This is a genomic window from Aeromicrobium sp. REDSEA-S38_B2 (assembly GCF_001628525.1).
Taxonomy (GTDB): Bacteria; Actinomycetota; Actinomycetes; order Propionibacteriales; family Nocardioidaceae; genus Aeromicrobium; species Aeromicrobium erythreum.
On record NZ_LUNH01000019.1, the window covers coordinates 77,709 to 93,422 of the forward strand.

A 15,714-nucleotide genomic window follows, 5' to 3' on the forward strand; every position below is an offset into this window, starting at 1 on the left:
CGCGCCCCGCGGTTCCAGTGCTGCAAGGGTGCGCTGACGGGGTTTCAATTGGGGCGCATCGCTTGTTCGTTAGGGCGGTGAGTGGAAGCGGCGCGGTGGCCGGAACCTCTGTGGCGGCCGGGGGTCGCCGCCTGACTGACCGACCGTTTGGCAGAGCAGCGTTTGGTGCTTGATGAAAGACCGCCGCGCACCAGCCATCGCGACTCAGGCGGTGCGTGCCTACTTGGGATCGGGATGCCGTAGTCCCGCGACTGGCTCAACGACTACGTTGGTGATGTGAGCGAGTACGAAGTCTTTCTAAGTTGCGCGCACTTGATGACGACGACGGATGGATCGAAGGATTCCGCAACGACCTTTCGAAGGCCATTAATAGGTTGGCTGGCGAGCCTCCTAGGATCTTCTTCGACCGGACCGAGCTCATGACCTCCGACCTCTGGGAGTCGCGGATCGCGACAGCTCTGGAACGCAGCCAGCTGGCGGTTGCGATCTTGTCTCCTTCATATTCTCGGTCCGAGTGGTGCAGGCGCGAGTGGGCATCCTTCGCCGGCCGCGAAGGCGAGTTGCGTGCCAACCGAACCTTCGCCGAAGACCGCGGGTTGATCTTTCCGATTTTATTCTCTCCTCTCGGCCGTGGACGGTACGCGGATGGCGATGAGGAGTTCGTTAAGGCGGTAGGAAAGCGGCAGATGGTGGATGCCACATCCCTAGTCGAGGGTGCGCCCGTGCGCCCGGCGCAAGTCCGCGGGTTGGCGGAACAGGTGCTCGACACTGTCGACGAGCCTCGAGCCGCTACGCGCGACGCGAAGTCGGAAAAGAAGTCAACCTCACCTGATGTCACCATCCGGGACTCCGGTTCGGGTCTCGAATGGACGGGTTCTTTCAGTCCAAGCGAACTCAGTTACGAAGCTGCGCTCATGTAGGTCGAGTCGCTCGACTTCGCGGGTCATCGAGACTGGCGCCTCCCGACGCGGGAGGAGCTGGAAGGGTTGATCGATCCCGCCCTCCGGGACGACCAGGCAGACGACCCATTCCCCTTCCGCGAGCGTCTGGTTCCGGGCTCGACGTGTCGCAGCCGTTCGTCGACGCGATGCTGTCGGGTGGGAACTGGCTGCATGTGGCGATCTGGACGGGATCGCGCGCGGGTTCAGCCCGGTGAACGTGCGCCACTTCGTGGCGCGGGCTTATATCTGGAGGACTTTATCGAGCGCGGCGCACCTGTTGCGCGTATCACGAGGGCGAGCTTGGTGACGGGGCTGAACGTGGTCGTCTTCGGCGGGGCGCAGTCTGTGAAGCCGGCGAGCGACGCACTATGCGATTACTCGACGCAGCCTGTTGAGTAGTAATATCCGTCCTTGACCCTTCTTCCCGGTAGGCTCTGCGTGTGCCGCAGCTCCTCATCGACGTTCTTGGACTCGATGAGCGATGGGCTCGTGAGGACTCGTGGCAATTGGTGACAGCAGTCGTGACGGTCGGCGGTTTCTACCTTGCCTGGAGGCAGCTGAGTCGAACCGCCACCGCGCAAGAACAGTCAAATCTTCTGCTGACTAAAGTGCAGAGGCGCCTAGTCATCAATGATCTACTTCTTCTTTTGCCGAGGATTCAGGAAGTTGAGGACGATGTCCACCACAAGTTCGCTGGCAATGACCGTCCTCGTCTCGCTTCTTCGCTCGTTGGCTATGCGCAACTGTGCACTGAGGTCGCGGTAGCGGTGTCGCAGAGCGATCCTGACGAGGAGCAGGACTTCGTTGAGATGCTTGAGAACGTCTCGTTGTTGGCGAAGCGCGCCAAGGGTGAACTTTTGACCGACCCGGGCAGGGACCAAGTTGTCATCATGAAGCGGATTTTGAAGCTCATGCCGACAGTCTCCACTCGATCGCACACGCTCATAGCAAGATTGAAGAGAGAATCCGGAGACGAATGATGCTTACGGAAGAGGAAGCGGGCGAGATCTTCGCCAAGCTCTTGACGCGCACTGTCGAAAGGTCCGTCCGCTGGACTCAGTTTATGGACTCGTCATACGAATTCGACTACCGAACTTCGAGGTTTGGGTTCTTCGTCAGGTCTCGTGATGCCGATGACCAGTCCCCGTATGTTGTTGAGATTTGGGCCTATCCCGAAGGCGACGGCTCAGGCACAAAGGTCTTTGAGAAGTCCAGCCACCTAGCCCATGAAGTCGGCCCACTCATCGTGGATTTGTACGAGGCGGCGAAGCGGTCAGCGTTGAATCTGGATCATCTCAAGGACTCTATTCTCGACGATTTGGGCTGAAGGCTCGAGGGTTGCGCTCGACCTTGTACCGCGATGAAACTCGCTTGCCCGGAGTCATTGCAAATGAAATGCAGTGGTATGAGTTTCTCGCGAAAGTTGCCCGTGGCTGCTCGGTTCAGCCGCGTACACAACCTTCAAGTCTCGCTCATTGACGCACGTCTCTCGGCCCGCGGTCGTCCCGGTTCACGCGACGGCGGAGCTCACTCCGTCGCCCAAGATCCAGATGCGGGACTCACGGCCGTCTCGACGTCGGCAGCAGGATCCCGAGAACTGCCGCTGCTCTGCGTAGCGCGACCATCGGAGATCCGACGTAGCGCACGAGCTAACGATGACGTACTCGCCACCCATGAGAGTGACGAAACGGCTCGGTGGCTTCCGCTCCTTCGTCATGGTCGTAACAATTCACGAACCTTCTCGGCTGCGGCGAGTGACAGCGCCCTGATCGCGCTGTGTCCAGCCGCTTTACGGCTACCGTCGAATAGTGACTACTGCATGTCCCTCGACTGCGGCCGTGCGTTCGCTCGTTCATCCCGTCGTCGAGCACGCTCGATCCAGTGCGACGGAGCCGCTCCTGACACAAGCGGGCAAAGTGACATACTTGGACGATTTCGTGACGATGATGCGCTTGCGCGTCGAAAGCGACGCTGCTCTGCAAGGAGTGCGCAGTCTCGTTCCGGGCGGCCGTCACGGGGACGACATCGATGGAAGTGTCGCCGGCGGCGTGCTCCTGTGGCTTGACGCTCGCGAATTTATCGACGTCTTGGAGTATTGGTGGGTGACCCATGAGCAACCGACCGAACTGCCCGATGTCGGGCAGGTCCGCTAGCACGTTCGGCGCGCTTTCAAGCCTCGCGGTTTCGTACTGATCTCCTCGACCGTCAGGTAGCCAAGAACGACTGCAACGGAACAAGATCGGCGACGTCCGCCACTATCTCACCGACCTGCGAACCGCCGCGAAGGTCATGAGTGGCGAGACGGTGAAACCGATGCTCGACGAAACCCGTCCGTCCACCGCCGACCGCAGCTGCGACGACGCCTCCGCCGTCACCCGCGTGCGGGCGGGCCAGCCGGGCGGGGTGAGGGGAAGGGCGACGACGCGCTCCAGACGCACCGTGACCGTCCCGTCCACGACGCCCACCCGCACGGAGGACACCTCCTCCCCGGCCAGATAGTCACCGACCAGCGCCCGCGCCGACGCCGCGTCGAGCTCGACGCGCTGGTCGGCGTAGAAGGCGGCCTCGTCGAGACCGTCGGCCGCGGCCAGCGCCGCACCGTCGGCCAGGTTCGCGACCTCCTGACGCTGCAGGTAGGCGGCCGTCGCGTTCACCACCACCGCCAGCAGCAGCGCGACCAGCACCAGGAACCCGATCGTCATCACCGTCACGCTCCCCCGCTCGTCCGCGCGCGTCATCGCCCCTCCCGGAACGACCCGTACGGCTCGACATGGGAGGAGTCGACCGCGACCCCACCCACCTCGTCCCCCAGCACCGACGGCGTCAGCGGCAACGGCTGCACCGTGCTCACCGACACCCGGACCGACGAACCCGGCTGCAGGCACGACGACGGCGCCGGCAGGCACACCACCTCCACGTCGGCACGGACCCTCTGGTCACCCAACGCCACAGCGGCCGCGCGCTGCGCCCGCAGGGTGGCCGTCACCGTGTCCGGCGCCTGCACGTACGCCCGCGCCGCCGCCTTGCTCGCCGACGACACCGCGTACGCGGCCCGCTGCGCGTCGAACACCGCAATCATCACGTACACGAACGGCACCAGCAGCAGGATCGTCAGCCACACCAGCTCCACCGGCGCCGACCCCCGCTCGTCCCTCACGGCTCCACCTGCACCAACGCCCGCCCGCGCACGTCGAGCGGCACCCCCGGACCCAGGACACCCAACGCCGGCACCCTCGCGCGCACCCGCACGACGACCGCAGGCGCACCGTCGACCGACGTCCGCGTCGCGCTCACCGACCGAGCGAACCGGTCCGACAGCGAGTCGGTGATCATCCGCCGCGCCCGCACCTCCGCGTCCTCGGGCGTCGCCCCCAGCGGCGCACCCGCCCGAGCCCCGTCCGACGCCGCCGCGGTCAGCGTGTTGCGCACGTGCAGCACCAGCCCCAGCTGCACGATCCCCAGCACCAGCGGCACCAGCAGAACCATGACGAGCACGAAGTCGACCACCGCCGAGCCGCGCTCCCGGCGCATCAGCGCACCGAGCTCAACGCGTCGCGCAGCATGGCCGTCAGCTCCGGGCCGGCGACCGCCGTCAGCACCGCGACGAGCCCGGCGGACATGACCGTGATCATCACCCAGCCCGGCACGTCACCCCGTTCGTCGTGCGGAGGCTCCAGCAGACGCGACCTCAGCCGCAGGGTCAAGGACGACATGACACCACTCCTTCAGCTCGACAGACGCAGACCGACGAGGCCCGGGTAGAACGCGAAGACGACCGTGACGGGCAGGACGAGGAAGACGACGGGGATCATCATGAGGATCTCCTTGCGGCCACCGGACTCCATCAGCTCGCGGCGGGCGGACTCCCGCACGTCGGCGGCCTGCGCGTGCAGCACGTCGACAAGCGGGGTGCCACGGTCGACGGCCACCGCGAGACCCTCGGCGAAGCGCGCGATGCTCGGGACCCCGGTGCGCGCCGCCAACGCGTCGAACGCGGCCGGCACGGTGTGGCCGGTGCGTACGTCGGCGAGCACCCGGCCGAGCTCGTCGGCGAGCGATCCCCGCAGCACGCGCAGAACGCGGTCGAGCCCGGCGACGGGGCTCTCCCCCGCGGCGACCGCCAGCGCGAGCAGGTCGGCGACGGCGGGGAACTCCTCCGCGAGCCGCTCCTCACGTCGGGCCACCTGCGAGGTCAGGAACGAGTCACGGCCCAGCACCCCACCCACGAGGCCGACTCCACACAGCACCAGCAGCACCGTCGGCGAACCACCCGACGTGCTCCACACCAGCACCGCCAGGGCCGCGGCCACCGCGAAGCCCGCCGCGCCCCACGCCAGCTGCTGGACGCGAAAGGCGTCGACGCCGTACGGCGAGCCGAGCCGCACCAGCCGCCGCTCGACGCTCGACGTCCCGCCCGTCAGGCGCCCGACGAGCTCCGCCGCGCCACGCAGCCACGGGCCGTAGACCGCGCCGACCGTGCTCGACGCCCGCGTCCGGGCGGGCAGGAGGTCGCTGAGGTACGGGTCGACGCGCATCGCCGGCGTCGGACGCCGGACCTGCCACCAGGCGACGACGACCAGCAGCAGCCCGACCGCCGCCGCGGCTCCCGCTGCCGCTCCGAGGAGAGTGGCCGTCATGCCAGCACCCGCCGTTCCTCCGGCAGCCGACCGAGCCACAGCATGAGCCGGTAGGCCACGACGCACACCACCGCGCCGCCCACCAGGACGACCGCGCCCGTGCCCGTCGCGTACCGCGCGACCACCTTCGGCTGCAGGCTCATCGCGGCCAGCACCACCCACGGGGCGGCGACGGCCAGGCGGGCTGCGTTGACCGTCCACGACTGGCGCGCCTCCAGCTCGCCCCGCGTCCGGCCCTCCTCGCGCAGGAAGCCTGACAACGCGCGCAGCATGCGGCCGAGGTCGCCGCCGCCGACGTCGCGAGCGATCCGCAACGCCTCCACGACGCGGTCGCCGGTGGGATCGGCCAGACGCTGCTTCAACCGGTCGAGCGCGATGTCGAAGCGCCCCGTCGACTGGTAGTCGCGGCCGAACCGCGCGAACGGCTCGCGCAGACCCTCCGGCCCCCGCTCCCCCAGCTGCACGACCGCCTCGGGCAGCGAGAGCCCCGCCCGCACGGCCGACGCGAGGTTGTCGACGGCGTCGGGCCACAGGTCGGCGTGCTCGCGTGCCCGACGTCGGGCGCGTCCCCGCAACGTCGCCACGGGCAGCAGCGCCGCGAGCGTCCCGAGGACGAGACCGATCACCAACACACCCGACACCGCAGTCATCACCAGACCGGCGACGACGAACGACCCGACGCACAAGGCGAGCAGCGCGCCGGGCTCCACGTCGGACAGCCCGGCGCGGTCGAGCAGCTCGCGCACCCGACGGCGGCCCGACGTCCTACGTTGCGGCAGCGGAGCGAGCGCCCACCACACCAGCAGTGCGACGCCGACCCCGGCGCACAACCCAGTCAGCGTGGCCATGGCGCGTCTCCGTCGGCGGCGAGCACGGCGTCGAGGTCGATGCCGACGCGTGCGAAGGCCTCGGTCCGCGAGGGTCGCCCGTGACCACGACGCAGCACGCCCCCGTCGCGCACGAACACCGTCTCGGACTCGATGTGGCCGTTCTCGACCCGTCCGCTGACCGCTGTGACCTCCTGGACGGCGCGGCGGCCGTCGGCGCCGAGCGCGGTGTGGACGACGAGGTCGATCGACGTCGCGACCGTCGGCACGACGAAGTCGCTGGTGATGTTCGCGCCGGCGAGCAGCGGCAGCGTGCACAGCTTCGTGAGCGCCTGCCGCGCGGAGCTGGCGTGGACGCTGGCCATGCCCGGCAGGCCCGCGTTCAGGGCGAGCAGCATGTCGAGCGCCTCGGCCGAGCGCACCTCGCCCACGACCACGCGGCTCGGCCGCATGCGCAGCGCCTCCTTCACCAGCATCCGCAGCGTCACCTCGCCGGTGCCCTCCAGTCCGGCCTGGCGGCACTGCAGGGCCACCCAGTCGGGGTGGCGGCCGCACTGCAGCTCGAACACCTCCTCCACGGTGATCAGCCTCTGCGACCCGGGGATCGCCGCGGCCAGGCAGTTCAGCAGGGTCGTCTTCCCCGCCTGCGTGCCGCCGGAGACCACCACGTTCAGCCCCGCCACGACGCTCGCCCTCAGGAACCGCGCGACGGCGGCGTCGATCGTGCCGAGCTCGACGAGATCCTCCAACGAGTGCGCCCGCGCCACGAACTTGCGCACGTTGACCGCGCTGAACCCGCGCGCGATCCCGTCGAGCACCACGTGCAACCGGTGCCCGCCCGGCAGCATCGCGTCGACGAACGGCTGCGACACGTCGAGCCGGCGCCCCGACGTCGACAACATCCGCTCCACCAGCTCCCGCACCTGCGTGGCCGTCAGGATCACCGACGTCAGCTCGTGCCGCCCCTCCCGCGCGACGAACACCCGGTCGGGCTCGTTGATCCACAGCTCCTCCAATGAACGTTCAATCCACGAGAGCAGCACGAACCACTCCGGCCCATTCCTCGGAACAGCCACACCGAGGAGCAACCGTGAGCATCGAACTTCCCGAGGCGTCCCGTCTCGTCGACTTCTACGTACGACTGTCCAACGCCGACGAGGGCGCCGACTCCCTCGAACGCCAAGAAGCAGACCTCCGCCAGTGGGCAGACCGCGAGGGCCTGTCCGTGCGCACCGTCTGGAGCGACTACGGCCGTTCCGGCTACCGCGAAAACGTCGAGCGCGAAGCCTTCAAGAGGGCGACCGCTGCCGTCATCGCTGGCGAAGTGGGCACGCTCGCGGTCTGGAAACTCGATCGCCTTTCGCGCCGCGGCGCCGGGGAGATCGGTCTCGTTCTCGACGATGTCGAGCGCGCTAAAGGCCGCATCGTCTTTCTCCGCGACGGCCTGGACACCTCGACGGGCGCCTCCCGAATTCCTATCGCAGTCCTCTCAGAGATTGCGCGCGCGGAGTCGGCGAACACGTCGGTCCGGGTCAGGTCCCGGAAGGCGAGTGATCGAAAGGCCGGGCGCTACCTGGGCGGGGCGGCCCCGTTCGGGTACGTGGTGGACGCAGACAGGCGCCTCCGTCCGCACGAGACTGAGTTCGCCCTCATGCGAGAGTTGGTCGACCGTGTTCTGGGCGGCGCGTCGCTCCTCGACGTCGCCCGCGACTGGAACGCTCGCGGTGTGCCAACGCGTCGCCTCGCGACCTGGCAGAAGCGCCGCGACGAGGGCCGGCTGAGCGCCCGCCAGAGGGCGGCAGGTCCCCCGTGCTGGCGGCCGAGCACCCTGTCCAGCGCCCTCCGCTCCCCGACGCTCTCCGGGCTCATGACAGAAATGGTGACCGTCACGGTCGCCGATCCCGACAAGGGCCCGCGCGCCGTGAAACAAGTCCGCGCCTACCGCGATCCCGTCTCAGGCGAGCACGTCCCGATCATGGCAGACGGATTCGATCCCGTAGCCAGCCCAGCGCAGCACGCACGACTCCTCGAAGTCCTGGACGGACGACTGCGGGCCTACGGCCGCGGTCGCTTCCCCGCGCGGTCGTCGCGGAGCCTCCTCGGGACGCTCGCCCTGTGCGCGTCGTGCGGTCGCACCCTAACGACGTTCGGAGAGTCGTATCGCTGCAAACGCTCGTTCGCGGACGGCCTCACCTGCCCGGCACCCGTGAGCGTTCAAGTCTCTGTGCTCGACGACGCCGTGCGTCGCGCTTGGGCTCGGCGCCTCGCCGCCCTGGACCCGGAATCCCCACTTCTCGACCGCGTCGGCGACCGTTGGCTCCAGAAGTTCGACCCCGCGCCCATCGCCGAGCGTGCGGAGATCGAACAGCGCATCGCTGACTCAGCCGCTCGACTCTCGACGGCCGACGACGACCACTACCTGCACGGCACTCTGGACGCGACGCGGCACGGCCGGATCGCGGGCACCCTCACGCGGACGCTGGCAGCGCTACGCACACAACTTGCCGCACTGCCTCGACCTGAGGCGAATCTCGGGGCGCTGCTGGACCCCGAGTTGTCCCTCCCCGCGATCGAGACGGCTCCAGTACAGGAGGCCCGTGATCTCCTCGGCCTTGTGCTGGCAGCCGTACGAGTGTCGAAGGCGCCACGGGCGGGTGCTCGATTTGTCGCTATGGAACGGCTGGAGTTCGAATGGATCGCATGACTCACTCCCCCGACATCGTCGGCCGCTTCCGCTCTGGCTACCAGGCCAACGACCGCCCGGTCGCCCTCCAGAACTGGCGCATCACCTCGGGTGACCCCGAGGTCGCCGACAAGGTCGCTGACCAGTTCGGCGCGCCCAGTCTCGCCGCCGTCGAGGTTCTCATCGAAGGCGTGTCAGAGGCCAACGAGATCACCCTTCGGCTTGCCGAAGAGCCCGCACTCGGCGTGTTTGCCTGGCGCCCACCCTCGGGGCTCGCCGACGAGGCCGCGCGGCTCGCCCGTATGCGCAGGGGCCGGCCGGCGCGCCTCAGCCTGGAACCGGCGTCGTACGTCGCTGCCAACGGCCCACGTGCCGGTCAAACGATCAGGTACACGCGCCCGTCACTTTCCGCCGACGAGGACTAGCGCCGCCGCGTGTAAACGCCCGGCGGCCGAGCGCCGGGGCGGGTCCCGGTGACGAAAGTGACAGAACTCCGTCACTTCTCTATTCCTACTCAAGATTTCGATTCTTGAAGGCAGATAAGAGAAGTGACGGCTGATCGTCACTTTCGTCACCGGCCGTGCCGGAAGGTGCGTGCACCCTGCTCCGACGGGCGAAACCTGTGGTCACGGGCGGGCCCATTACAACTACGGATCGAAGCGAGTCCGTACCCCCTGCGAAGGAGAACTGCCGTGCCCTGCCCTGTGTGCTCCTCACCTGTCCCGACCCCGCGCCGCGGACCCGCTCGGCGGTTCTGCTCTGAGAAGTGCCGCGGGGAGGCACGCCGAGGCGCGTACCGCGCCGAAGTCCTCGCCGCCGCGCAGACCGTAGAGGCGCTCACCTCCCGGTTGCGAGCGCTCGAAGCCGAGCGCGCCGCCGAGCGCGCCGCCGCCGTCGAGGAGATGACACGCGTCACGGGCTACTTCCAAGCGCTGGTCGCCGCGCTGGCTGCGCGACAGGCCGCCGCATGAGCGCCCGCGCCGCCGCCGAGCGCGCAGCCCGCGCAGCCCGCCGCGCGCAGGAGGAGGCGTCCGCCGAGGCCGTCGTCTCGGCGTGGCTTCGTCGGGGGCTCCTGACTTCAGGGCGCCACCTCGCCGCGCATCTCTACGGCGCCGCCCGCCGCTCGATCCAGGCGGCGCAGGCTGCCGAGAAGAATCTCCCGGACGGCCGCCCCTACCTCGTGCCGGGGCCTCGCATCTTCTACTCCGTCGCCGACGACCTACTCGGCGCGAGCACACGGTCGAACGCCGGCCGCGTCTACACCATCGAACCGAAGGCACTCTCCGTGAACAACTCCCCCACGATGGGCGACGCGATCGACCGTCTCCGCGCCGTCCGCGTCGCCGCTGAAGCCGCGATCGCTTCCAACAGCGGAACTCTGACTGCCGTCATCGACGGTGCCCCGGTCCGACTCCTCGACGCCGCTCTGACGACGACCGGCGTCGTCGGCTGGCCCGCGGAGTGAACGTCGCCGCCCGCGTCGCCGTCTCGCTGAGCCTGCTCACGCTGCCCGCGGGCCTCTGGCTTGGCGGGAGCCCCTGGAAGTGGCTCGCTACCGCCGCGACCCTGTTCCTCGTCGCCGTCATCGCCGATAGCGGCCCGCCGCGGTCTGCGCGCCCCGAGCGCGGCGACTGCCGTCTCTAACGCCCTTGGCGTTCTCCTGACTGGCGCCTAACGCGCCCCCCATTTGTCCTCGGGTTGGTTACCCGTCGACGGGTACCGCCGCTCTGCGGCGGGCTCCTTTCCGATCAGCGTCGCCCGCTTACTCGCTCATGGTGAGCGGGCGGCGCTGTGGACCTCGTTCTCGCCCTCGTGCGCCCTGCGTCTGGGGCTTTCTTGCGTGCTCCCGCGGCCCCGTACACGCCGCGCCAGCGAGCCGCCACCGCCTGCTTCCGGCGCCCGCACGGGCTACGCCACGGGCGGGAATCCGAGCGCGCCCCTAGCGCCCGGTTTGCGCCCCCAGTCGGGCGCCTCCTCCGAGCCGCACGGCTCCCCCTCCGCTCGCCGCCGCACGGCAACCGCGGGCACTGCCCCCTCCCCTCTTCTTGCTCGAAGGAGCACCGCATGACCAACACCACCTCTACGTCTGCCGCGGCGTGGCGCCCGGATCAGACCGCGTACTTTGACCTGGACAGGATGCCCGACCTGCTCCTCCCGCAGGTCGCCACGGTCGCTGGGAGCGTCGAGGGCGACGCCGTCGCCGTCCGCGTCCCGTATGTTGAGACGGACGGAATCTCCAGCGTCGTTGCTGAGGGCGCGCCCATCACTGAATCCGACCCTGAGTTCGCCGAGGTCGTAGTGATGACTCGCAAGATTGCGACGCTGAGTGTCGTCTCGCTGGAGCAGTACCGACAGCCCGAGGCGCGACACCTCATCCTGGAGTCCCTTCAGCGCTCCGTGACCCGCGAGGCGAACAAGGAGTTCATCTCCGCTGTCGGCGCCCTCTCCGCCGACTTCATTTCGGGCGGGACACTCGGCGAGAACTTGGACAGCATCTCCGACGCCGTCGCCGAGATCGAGGCCAACGACGGCCGCGCCTCGCACATCGTCATGCCCGCGAGCGCCTGGCAGACCCTCGCGAAGGTCAAGCAGGCCACCGGCTCCAACATGCCTCTTCTCGGAGTCGGCACGAACAGCACCGAAGGGTCTCGCCGCTCGATCTTCGACCTCCCGGTCATCCTGTCGGCGACCGCCCCGGCCGTGTACGTACTGAGCAAGGGCGACCTCCTCGCGGCGACCGGGCAGATCGCCGTGTCGATCTCCGAGCATGCTGCGTTCAACCGCGACGCCGTGTCCATGCGCTCAACCCTGCGCTTCGGGATCGCGCCTTCGCGCCCTGAGCGGCACGCCGTCATCGCCCTCAGCTGACCCCGAGCGGGGAGCCTGGCAGGCCGCCAGGCTCCCCGCTCTCTCTGTTTCGGGAGGTCCTCGTGCCTGACGCCGCTCCCCTGTGGTCCCACCCCGCCGACGTCCGCGCCCGGTGGGTGGGCCCCGCCCCACTGACCGCCGACGACGCGCAGATCGCGACGCTTCTCGGCGACGCGGAGGACACCGTCCTTCGCGAGTTCCCCGACATGGCGAAGCGCGTCGCGCGTGCCGACGGGACCGACACGAGCGAGGGCCTCGCGACGCCGAAGCGGCGCGTCGTGAAGGTGCTCTCCCGCATGGTGATCCGCCACCTCCGCAACCCGGAGGGCCGCCGCCAGACGCAGGAGAGCGCGGGCCCATTCCAGCGCTCGACGACCTACTCCGGCGACGAGCCGGGCGAGATGTACCTGACCGACGTCGACATCGCCGAACTCGGCGGTCACCCTGCCGCAGGCGGTGCGTTCACGATCGACACGATGCCTGCCCACTCGACGCGCGCGCTTCACCCGTCTATCGAGCCCCGCCTATGGGGCGGGGAGAGCGCCGAGGGGTGACCTAGGGGGCCCTCCCCCTCCCCCGCCCCTGCTGCCTCACTCTCGGCATTGCGTCATTTCACACACGGGTCTCCCGTTCCACATCATTTCCAGCGAAACCCCGCGAATCCCCTGGGATTCCGGGGTTTTTTCATGCCCTAGGAGCACCGCTCATGACCCCAACCCGCGCAGAGCAGAGGTACGCCGCCCGCATCCGTCGCGCGCTCCCCTCACCACCTGTCTATCTGCGGGCGCTTCCCGACTCCAACCTGACGGCCGGGCCGCACACCGCCCGCCGCGTTCGCGCATGGTGCGCCCGTGAGGGTGTCGAGGTCCCGACTCTCCTTGACGTCGCCGCCGAGCGGGCGCGTCGGTCCATCCGCGCCTCGACGGAGCCGTGCCCGTGAACGCGACCGGGATCGACCTCGGTGCCGCGTACCTCGCGATCCTCCCCGACACGAGCAAGATCGCGCCTGGGATTAAGGCGGCTCTCGGCGTGGCGGAGAAGGGCGCCGCGGACTCGGGCCGTCGGGTCGGCCGCGACTTCTCCGGTGCCGCCGCGGCGGCGGTCAAGCGAGCCGCGCCTGTCCTCGCCGCCGGCCTCGTCGTCAAGGGCGGTCTGAACCGCCTCCTTCAGATCGACGACGCCCGCGCGAAGTTGCGCGGAATGAAGATGGACGCCGAGGAGATCGGCAAGGTCCAGGACTCCGTCTCCGCGGCCGTCGACGGGACCGCTTTCAGCCTGGCCGACGGCATGAACGCCGCGACCACGGCCCTCGCGTCCGGCGTGAAGCCCGGCGCCGAACTCGAGAAGTACCTCCGCCTGATCGGAGACGTTGCCACGCAGGGCGGCGCGACCTTTCAGGAAATGGGCTCGATCATCAATCAGGTCACCGCCCGCGGCAAGGTCGGGCAGGAGAACCTCAACCGCCTTACCGAGCGCGGCATCGGCATTCAGACGATGCTCGCCGACTCGCTCGGGGTCTCCGGTGACCAACTGTCCGAGAAGTTGCGCAAGGGCTACGTCTCCGCGAAGGACTTCCAGAAGGCGCTAGAGCAGAACTTCGCGGGCTCCGCGAAGAAGGCCGGCGACACCGTCCGCGGCTCCTTCGCGAACATGCGCACGAGCATGTCGCGGCTCGGCGCGACGATCCTGGAGCCCGCCTTCAAGCAGGCACCGGCCCTGTTCCAGGGCATCACCGTCGCCGTGAAGGAACTCGCCGCCGAGGGTGGCGTCGCTACCCGCATCGGCGAGGCCCTCGGGAAGGCGCTCGCGACGACCGTCTCGGTCCTCGGCGACGCCCTGAAGGTCGCAGGCAAGGTCCTGAGCATCGCGAAGGAGAACAAGGAAGTCCTCGCGGTCCTCGTGGGCGGCTACGTCGCCTATCGCGCTGCCGTGAAGGCTGCCGTCATCGTCGAGGGCGCGCTCGCCCTCTGGCGCGGACGGCAACTCGTCCTCATGTACGCCGTGACGGCCGCACAGCGCCGGATGAACACGGCCATGAAGGCGAACGTCATCGGCATCGTCGTGACGGCTCTGACCCTCCTCGTCGCCGGCTTCGTCTACGCGTACAAGCACAGTGAGACCTTCCGCTCGGTCGTCGACCGCGTGTGGTCGTCGGTCAAGAGCGCGTTCGCCTCCGCGTGGCAGGCGATCCGGCCCGTCGTGACCGAGATCGGCCAGTGGCTCGCCCGCGCGCTGCCTGTCGCGTTCGGCGTCCTGCGCCGTGTGGCGGCCGTGCACCTGAAGATCATCGGGACGTACTTCCGCACGGTGTGGGCGCTCGTAAAGCCGATCCTCCGCCTCCTGGCGTGGACGATCCGCAACCTCGTCGCCCCCGCGATCCGCTTCCTCTGGACGAACGTCGTCAAGCCCGTGTTCGGGTGGATCGTCGCGCGGATCAAGAGCGCGTGGACGTCGATCCGACCTGCCTTCTCCGCGATCGGCCGTGGTGCCAGCAACCTCGCCGACGCCTTCACCTCCGTGCGTCAGCGCGTTGCGTCTTCCTGGTCGAAGATCGTCGACGCCGTCCGGAAGCCACTCGACAAGGCGAAGGGAATCATCAACGGGTTTCTGGACCTGATCAACAAGATTCCGGGAGTCAACGTCCCGCTTCTCGGCGCTGCCAAGGTGGCGACCGAGACGGGCTCTGACAAGGCGCGTGCGGCGCGCGGTGCAATCCACCGTGCCCGCGGCGGCGCCGTCTTCGGGCCGGGGACATCGATCAGTGACTCCATCCCCGCGTGGCTCTCCGCTGGAGAGCACGTCCTCGACGCCGCCGACGTGCGCAACATGGGCGGACACGGGGCGATCTACGCCATGCGCGAGGCAGCAGCCCGCGGTGTGCTGCCGGCGTTCGCGCGAGGTGGCGCAGTGGCACCGGGAACTGGACGGCAGCACTCCAAGATGCAGTATCCGTGGGCGACGTGGGCTGGCGACTTCCCGAACCCGATCGGCACGCCGGTCAAGGCGTGGAAGGCCGGCACCGTGGCTCTCGTCAAGAGCCTGACGACGTCCTACGGCAAGCACATTCGCCTCAACCACACCGACGGCACGAGCAGCCTCTACGCTCACCTCTCCTCCTTCGCCGTGAAGGTGGGCGAGGCCGTGCGCCAGGGCCAAATCATCGGCCGCGTCGGGTCGACCGGCAACAGCACCGGCCCTCACCTCCACGCGGAGTTCATGGGCGGCCACTACAAGGGCGGTTCGGGCGGCTCGGTGTGGGACACGCTGAAGGGCGCTAGCGGAAAGATCACCGGCTGGATCAAGTCGAAGTTGCTCGACAAGGCCAACATCGGCGGCCTCCTCGGCAACGTCTCGGGCCTGTTCGGCGAGATCGGCAACGGCGTGAAGAAGAAGGTCCTCGGCGGCCTGTTCGACTCCGGCGGCGTCGCCTCCGGGCTCGGCTTCATGGCGAAGGGCACCGTCCAGCCTGAGCGCGTGCTGTCACCGCGCCAGACACGCGCCTTCGAGGCAGCGCTCGCCCGCGACTTCCAGCCCGGCGAGGGCGGATCGGGCGGCGTGTCCGTCACGGTCGCCGACTTCGAGATCACCGATTGGGAGGCCGGCATGGCTCGCATCTCGCTTCTCGTCGAGGACGCGATCGACAACTACGACGCCCACCAGGGCCAGGTAGCCCGCGCTGCCTAAACCGAAAGCCCCGTCCCTAGCGCTATGCGCCGGGGGCGGGGCTTTTCGTCGTTTAGGTGCGCGCGCGGCGACTA

At 68.7% G+C, this 15,714-nt stretch carries 18 protein-coding genes; 11 read left to right on the forward strand and 7 right to left on the reverse strand.

Annotation, left to right across the window (positions count from 1 at the left end; all coding sequences use genetic code 11):
* Nucleotides 1-302: 302 nt before the first annotated feature.
* From A6Q81_RS04445 to A6Q81_RS04460, 4 genes are all read left to right on the forward strand, one after another.
* Nucleotides 303-920 (forward strand): TIR domain-containing protein, encoded by a 618-nt coding sequence (locus A6Q81_RS04445; RefSeq protein WP_353681407.1) that lies wholly within the window; start codon nt 303-305, stop codon nt 918-920.
* Between the two features lie 461 nt (nt 921-1,381).
* Nucleotides 1,382-1,921 (forward strand): hypothetical protein, encoded by a 540-nt coding sequence (locus tag A6Q81_RS04450; RefSeq protein WP_286689663.1) that lies wholly within the window; start codon nt 1,382-1,384, stop codon nt 1,919-1,921.
* Nucleotides 1,918-2,268 carry a hypothetical protein gene (locus A6Q81_RS04455; RefSeq protein WP_286689664.1) on the forward strand — a complete coding sequence of 117 codons (351 nt, stop codon included), beginning with the start codon at nt 1,918-1,920 and terminating at the stop codon, nt 2,266-2,268. The genes A6Q81_RS04450 and A6Q81_RS04455 overlap by 4 nt, the downstream gene beginning before the upstream one ends.
* Nucleotides 2,269-2,866: 598 nt before the next feature.
* Nucleotides 2,867-3,094, forward strand: a complete 228-nt coding sequence (locus A6Q81_RS04460) for a hypothetical protein (RefSeq protein WP_286689665.1) — start codon at nt 2,867-2,869, stop codon at nt 3,092-3,094.
* A gap of 102 nt (nt 3,095-3,196) precedes the next feature.
* On the opposite strand, the gene A6Q81_RS04465 is transcribed toward A6Q81_RS04460, so the two are convergent.
* Genes A6Q81_RS04465 through A6Q81_RS04495 form a run of 7 tightly spaced genes read right to left on the reverse strand, consistent with a single transcriptional unit; the run spans nt 3,197 to nt 7,448 of the window.
* A complete protein-coding gene (locus A6Q81_RS04465; RefSeq protein WP_286689666.1) occupies nt 3,197-3,679 on the reverse strand; it encodes a pilus assembly protein TadG-related protein in 483 nt (160 codons plus the stop codon).
* Nucleotides 3,676-4,098, reverse strand: coding sequence for a hypothetical protein (locus A6Q81_RS04470; protein ID WP_286689667.1), 423 nt, complete (start codon nt 4,096-4,098; stop codon nt 3,676-3,678). The genes A6Q81_RS04465 and A6Q81_RS04470 overlap by 4 nt, the downstream gene beginning before the upstream one ends.
* On the reverse strand, nt 4,095-4,472 hold the full coding sequence (locus tag A6Q81_RS04475; RefSeq protein WP_286689668.1) for a TadE/TadG family type IV pilus assembly protein: 378 nt from the start codon (nt 4,470-4,472) through the stop codon (nt 4,095-4,097). Before A6Q81_RS04475 ends, A6Q81_RS04470 begins: the two co-directional genes overlap by 4 nt.
* Entirely contained in the window at nt 4,472-4,654 is a 183-nt protein-coding gene (locus A6Q81_RS04480) for a hypothetical protein (protein ID WP_286689669.1), read from the reverse strand. The genes A6Q81_RS04475 and A6Q81_RS04480 overlap by 1 nt, the downstream gene beginning before the upstream one ends.
* A gap of 12 nt (nt 4,655-4,666) precedes the next feature.
* Nucleotides 4,667-5,578, reverse strand: a complete 912-nt coding sequence (locus tag A6Q81_RS04485; RefSeq protein WP_286689670.1) for a type II secretion system F family protein — start codon at nt 5,576-5,578, stop codon at nt 4,667-4,669.
* Nucleotides 5,575-6,426, reverse strand: a complete 852-nt coding sequence (locus A6Q81_RS04490; RefSeq protein ID WP_286689671.1) for a type II secretion system F family protein — start codon at nt 6,424-6,426, stop codon at nt 5,575-5,577. Before A6Q81_RS04490 ends, A6Q81_RS04485 begins: the two co-directional genes overlap by 4 nt.
* Entirely contained in the window at nt 6,414-7,448 is a 1,035-nt protein-coding gene (locus A6Q81_RS04495) for a TadA family conjugal transfer-associated ATPase (RefSeq protein ID WP_286689672.1), read from the reverse strand. The genes A6Q81_RS04490 and A6Q81_RS04495 overlap by 13 nt, the downstream gene beginning before the upstream one ends.
* Before the next feature lie 47 nt (nt 7,449-7,495).
* Here A6Q81_RS04495 and A6Q81_RS04500 point away from each other — a divergent pair, with 47 nt between their 5' ends.
* From A6Q81_RS04500 to A6Q81_RS04530, 7 genes are all read left to right on the forward strand, one after another.
* A complete protein-coding gene (locus tag A6Q81_RS04500) occupies nt 7,496-9,109 on the forward strand; it encodes a recombinase family protein (RefSeq protein WP_286689673.1) in 1,614 nt (537 codons plus the stop codon).
* The gene (locus tag A6Q81_RS04505; RefSeq protein ID WP_286689674.1) at nt 9,106-9,513 is read left to right on the forward strand and encodes a hypothetical protein; all 408 of its coding nucleotides are present in this window, start codon (nt 9,106-9,108) and stop codon (nt 9,511-9,513) included. The genes A6Q81_RS04500 and A6Q81_RS04505 overlap by 4 nt, the downstream gene beginning before the upstream one ends.
* A 423-nt stretch (nt 9,514-9,936) precedes the next feature.
* Nucleotides 9,937-10,059 (forward strand): hypothetical protein, encoded by a 123-nt coding sequence (locus A6Q81_RS04510; RefSeq protein ID WP_286689675.1) that lies wholly within the window; start codon nt 9,937-9,939, stop codon nt 10,057-10,059.
* Entirely contained in the window at nt 10,056-10,553 is a 498-nt protein-coding gene (locus A6Q81_RS04515) for a hypothetical protein (RefSeq protein ID WP_286689676.1), read from the forward strand. The genes A6Q81_RS04510 and A6Q81_RS04515 overlap by 4 nt, the downstream gene beginning before the upstream one ends.
* A 599-nt stretch (nt 10,554-11,152) precedes the next feature.
* Nucleotides 11,153-11,956 (forward strand): phage major capsid protein, encoded by an 804-nt coding sequence (locus A6Q81_RS04520; RefSeq protein WP_286689677.1) that lies wholly within the window; start codon nt 11,153-11,155, stop codon nt 11,954-11,956.
* A 62-nt stretch (nt 11,957-12,018) separates the two neighbouring features.
* Entirely contained in the window at nt 12,019-12,510 is a 492-nt protein-coding gene (locus tag A6Q81_RS04525) for a Gp19/Gp15/Gp42 family protein (protein ID WP_286689678.1), read from the forward strand.
* Between the two features lie 382 nt (nt 12,511-12,892).
* Nucleotides 12,893-15,640, forward strand: coding sequence for a peptidoglycan DD-metalloendopeptidase family protein (locus A6Q81_RS04530; RefSeq protein WP_286689679.1), 2,748 nt, complete (start codon nt 12,893-12,895; stop codon nt 15,638-15,640).
* Nucleotides 15,641-15,714: the final 74 nt, after the last annotated feature.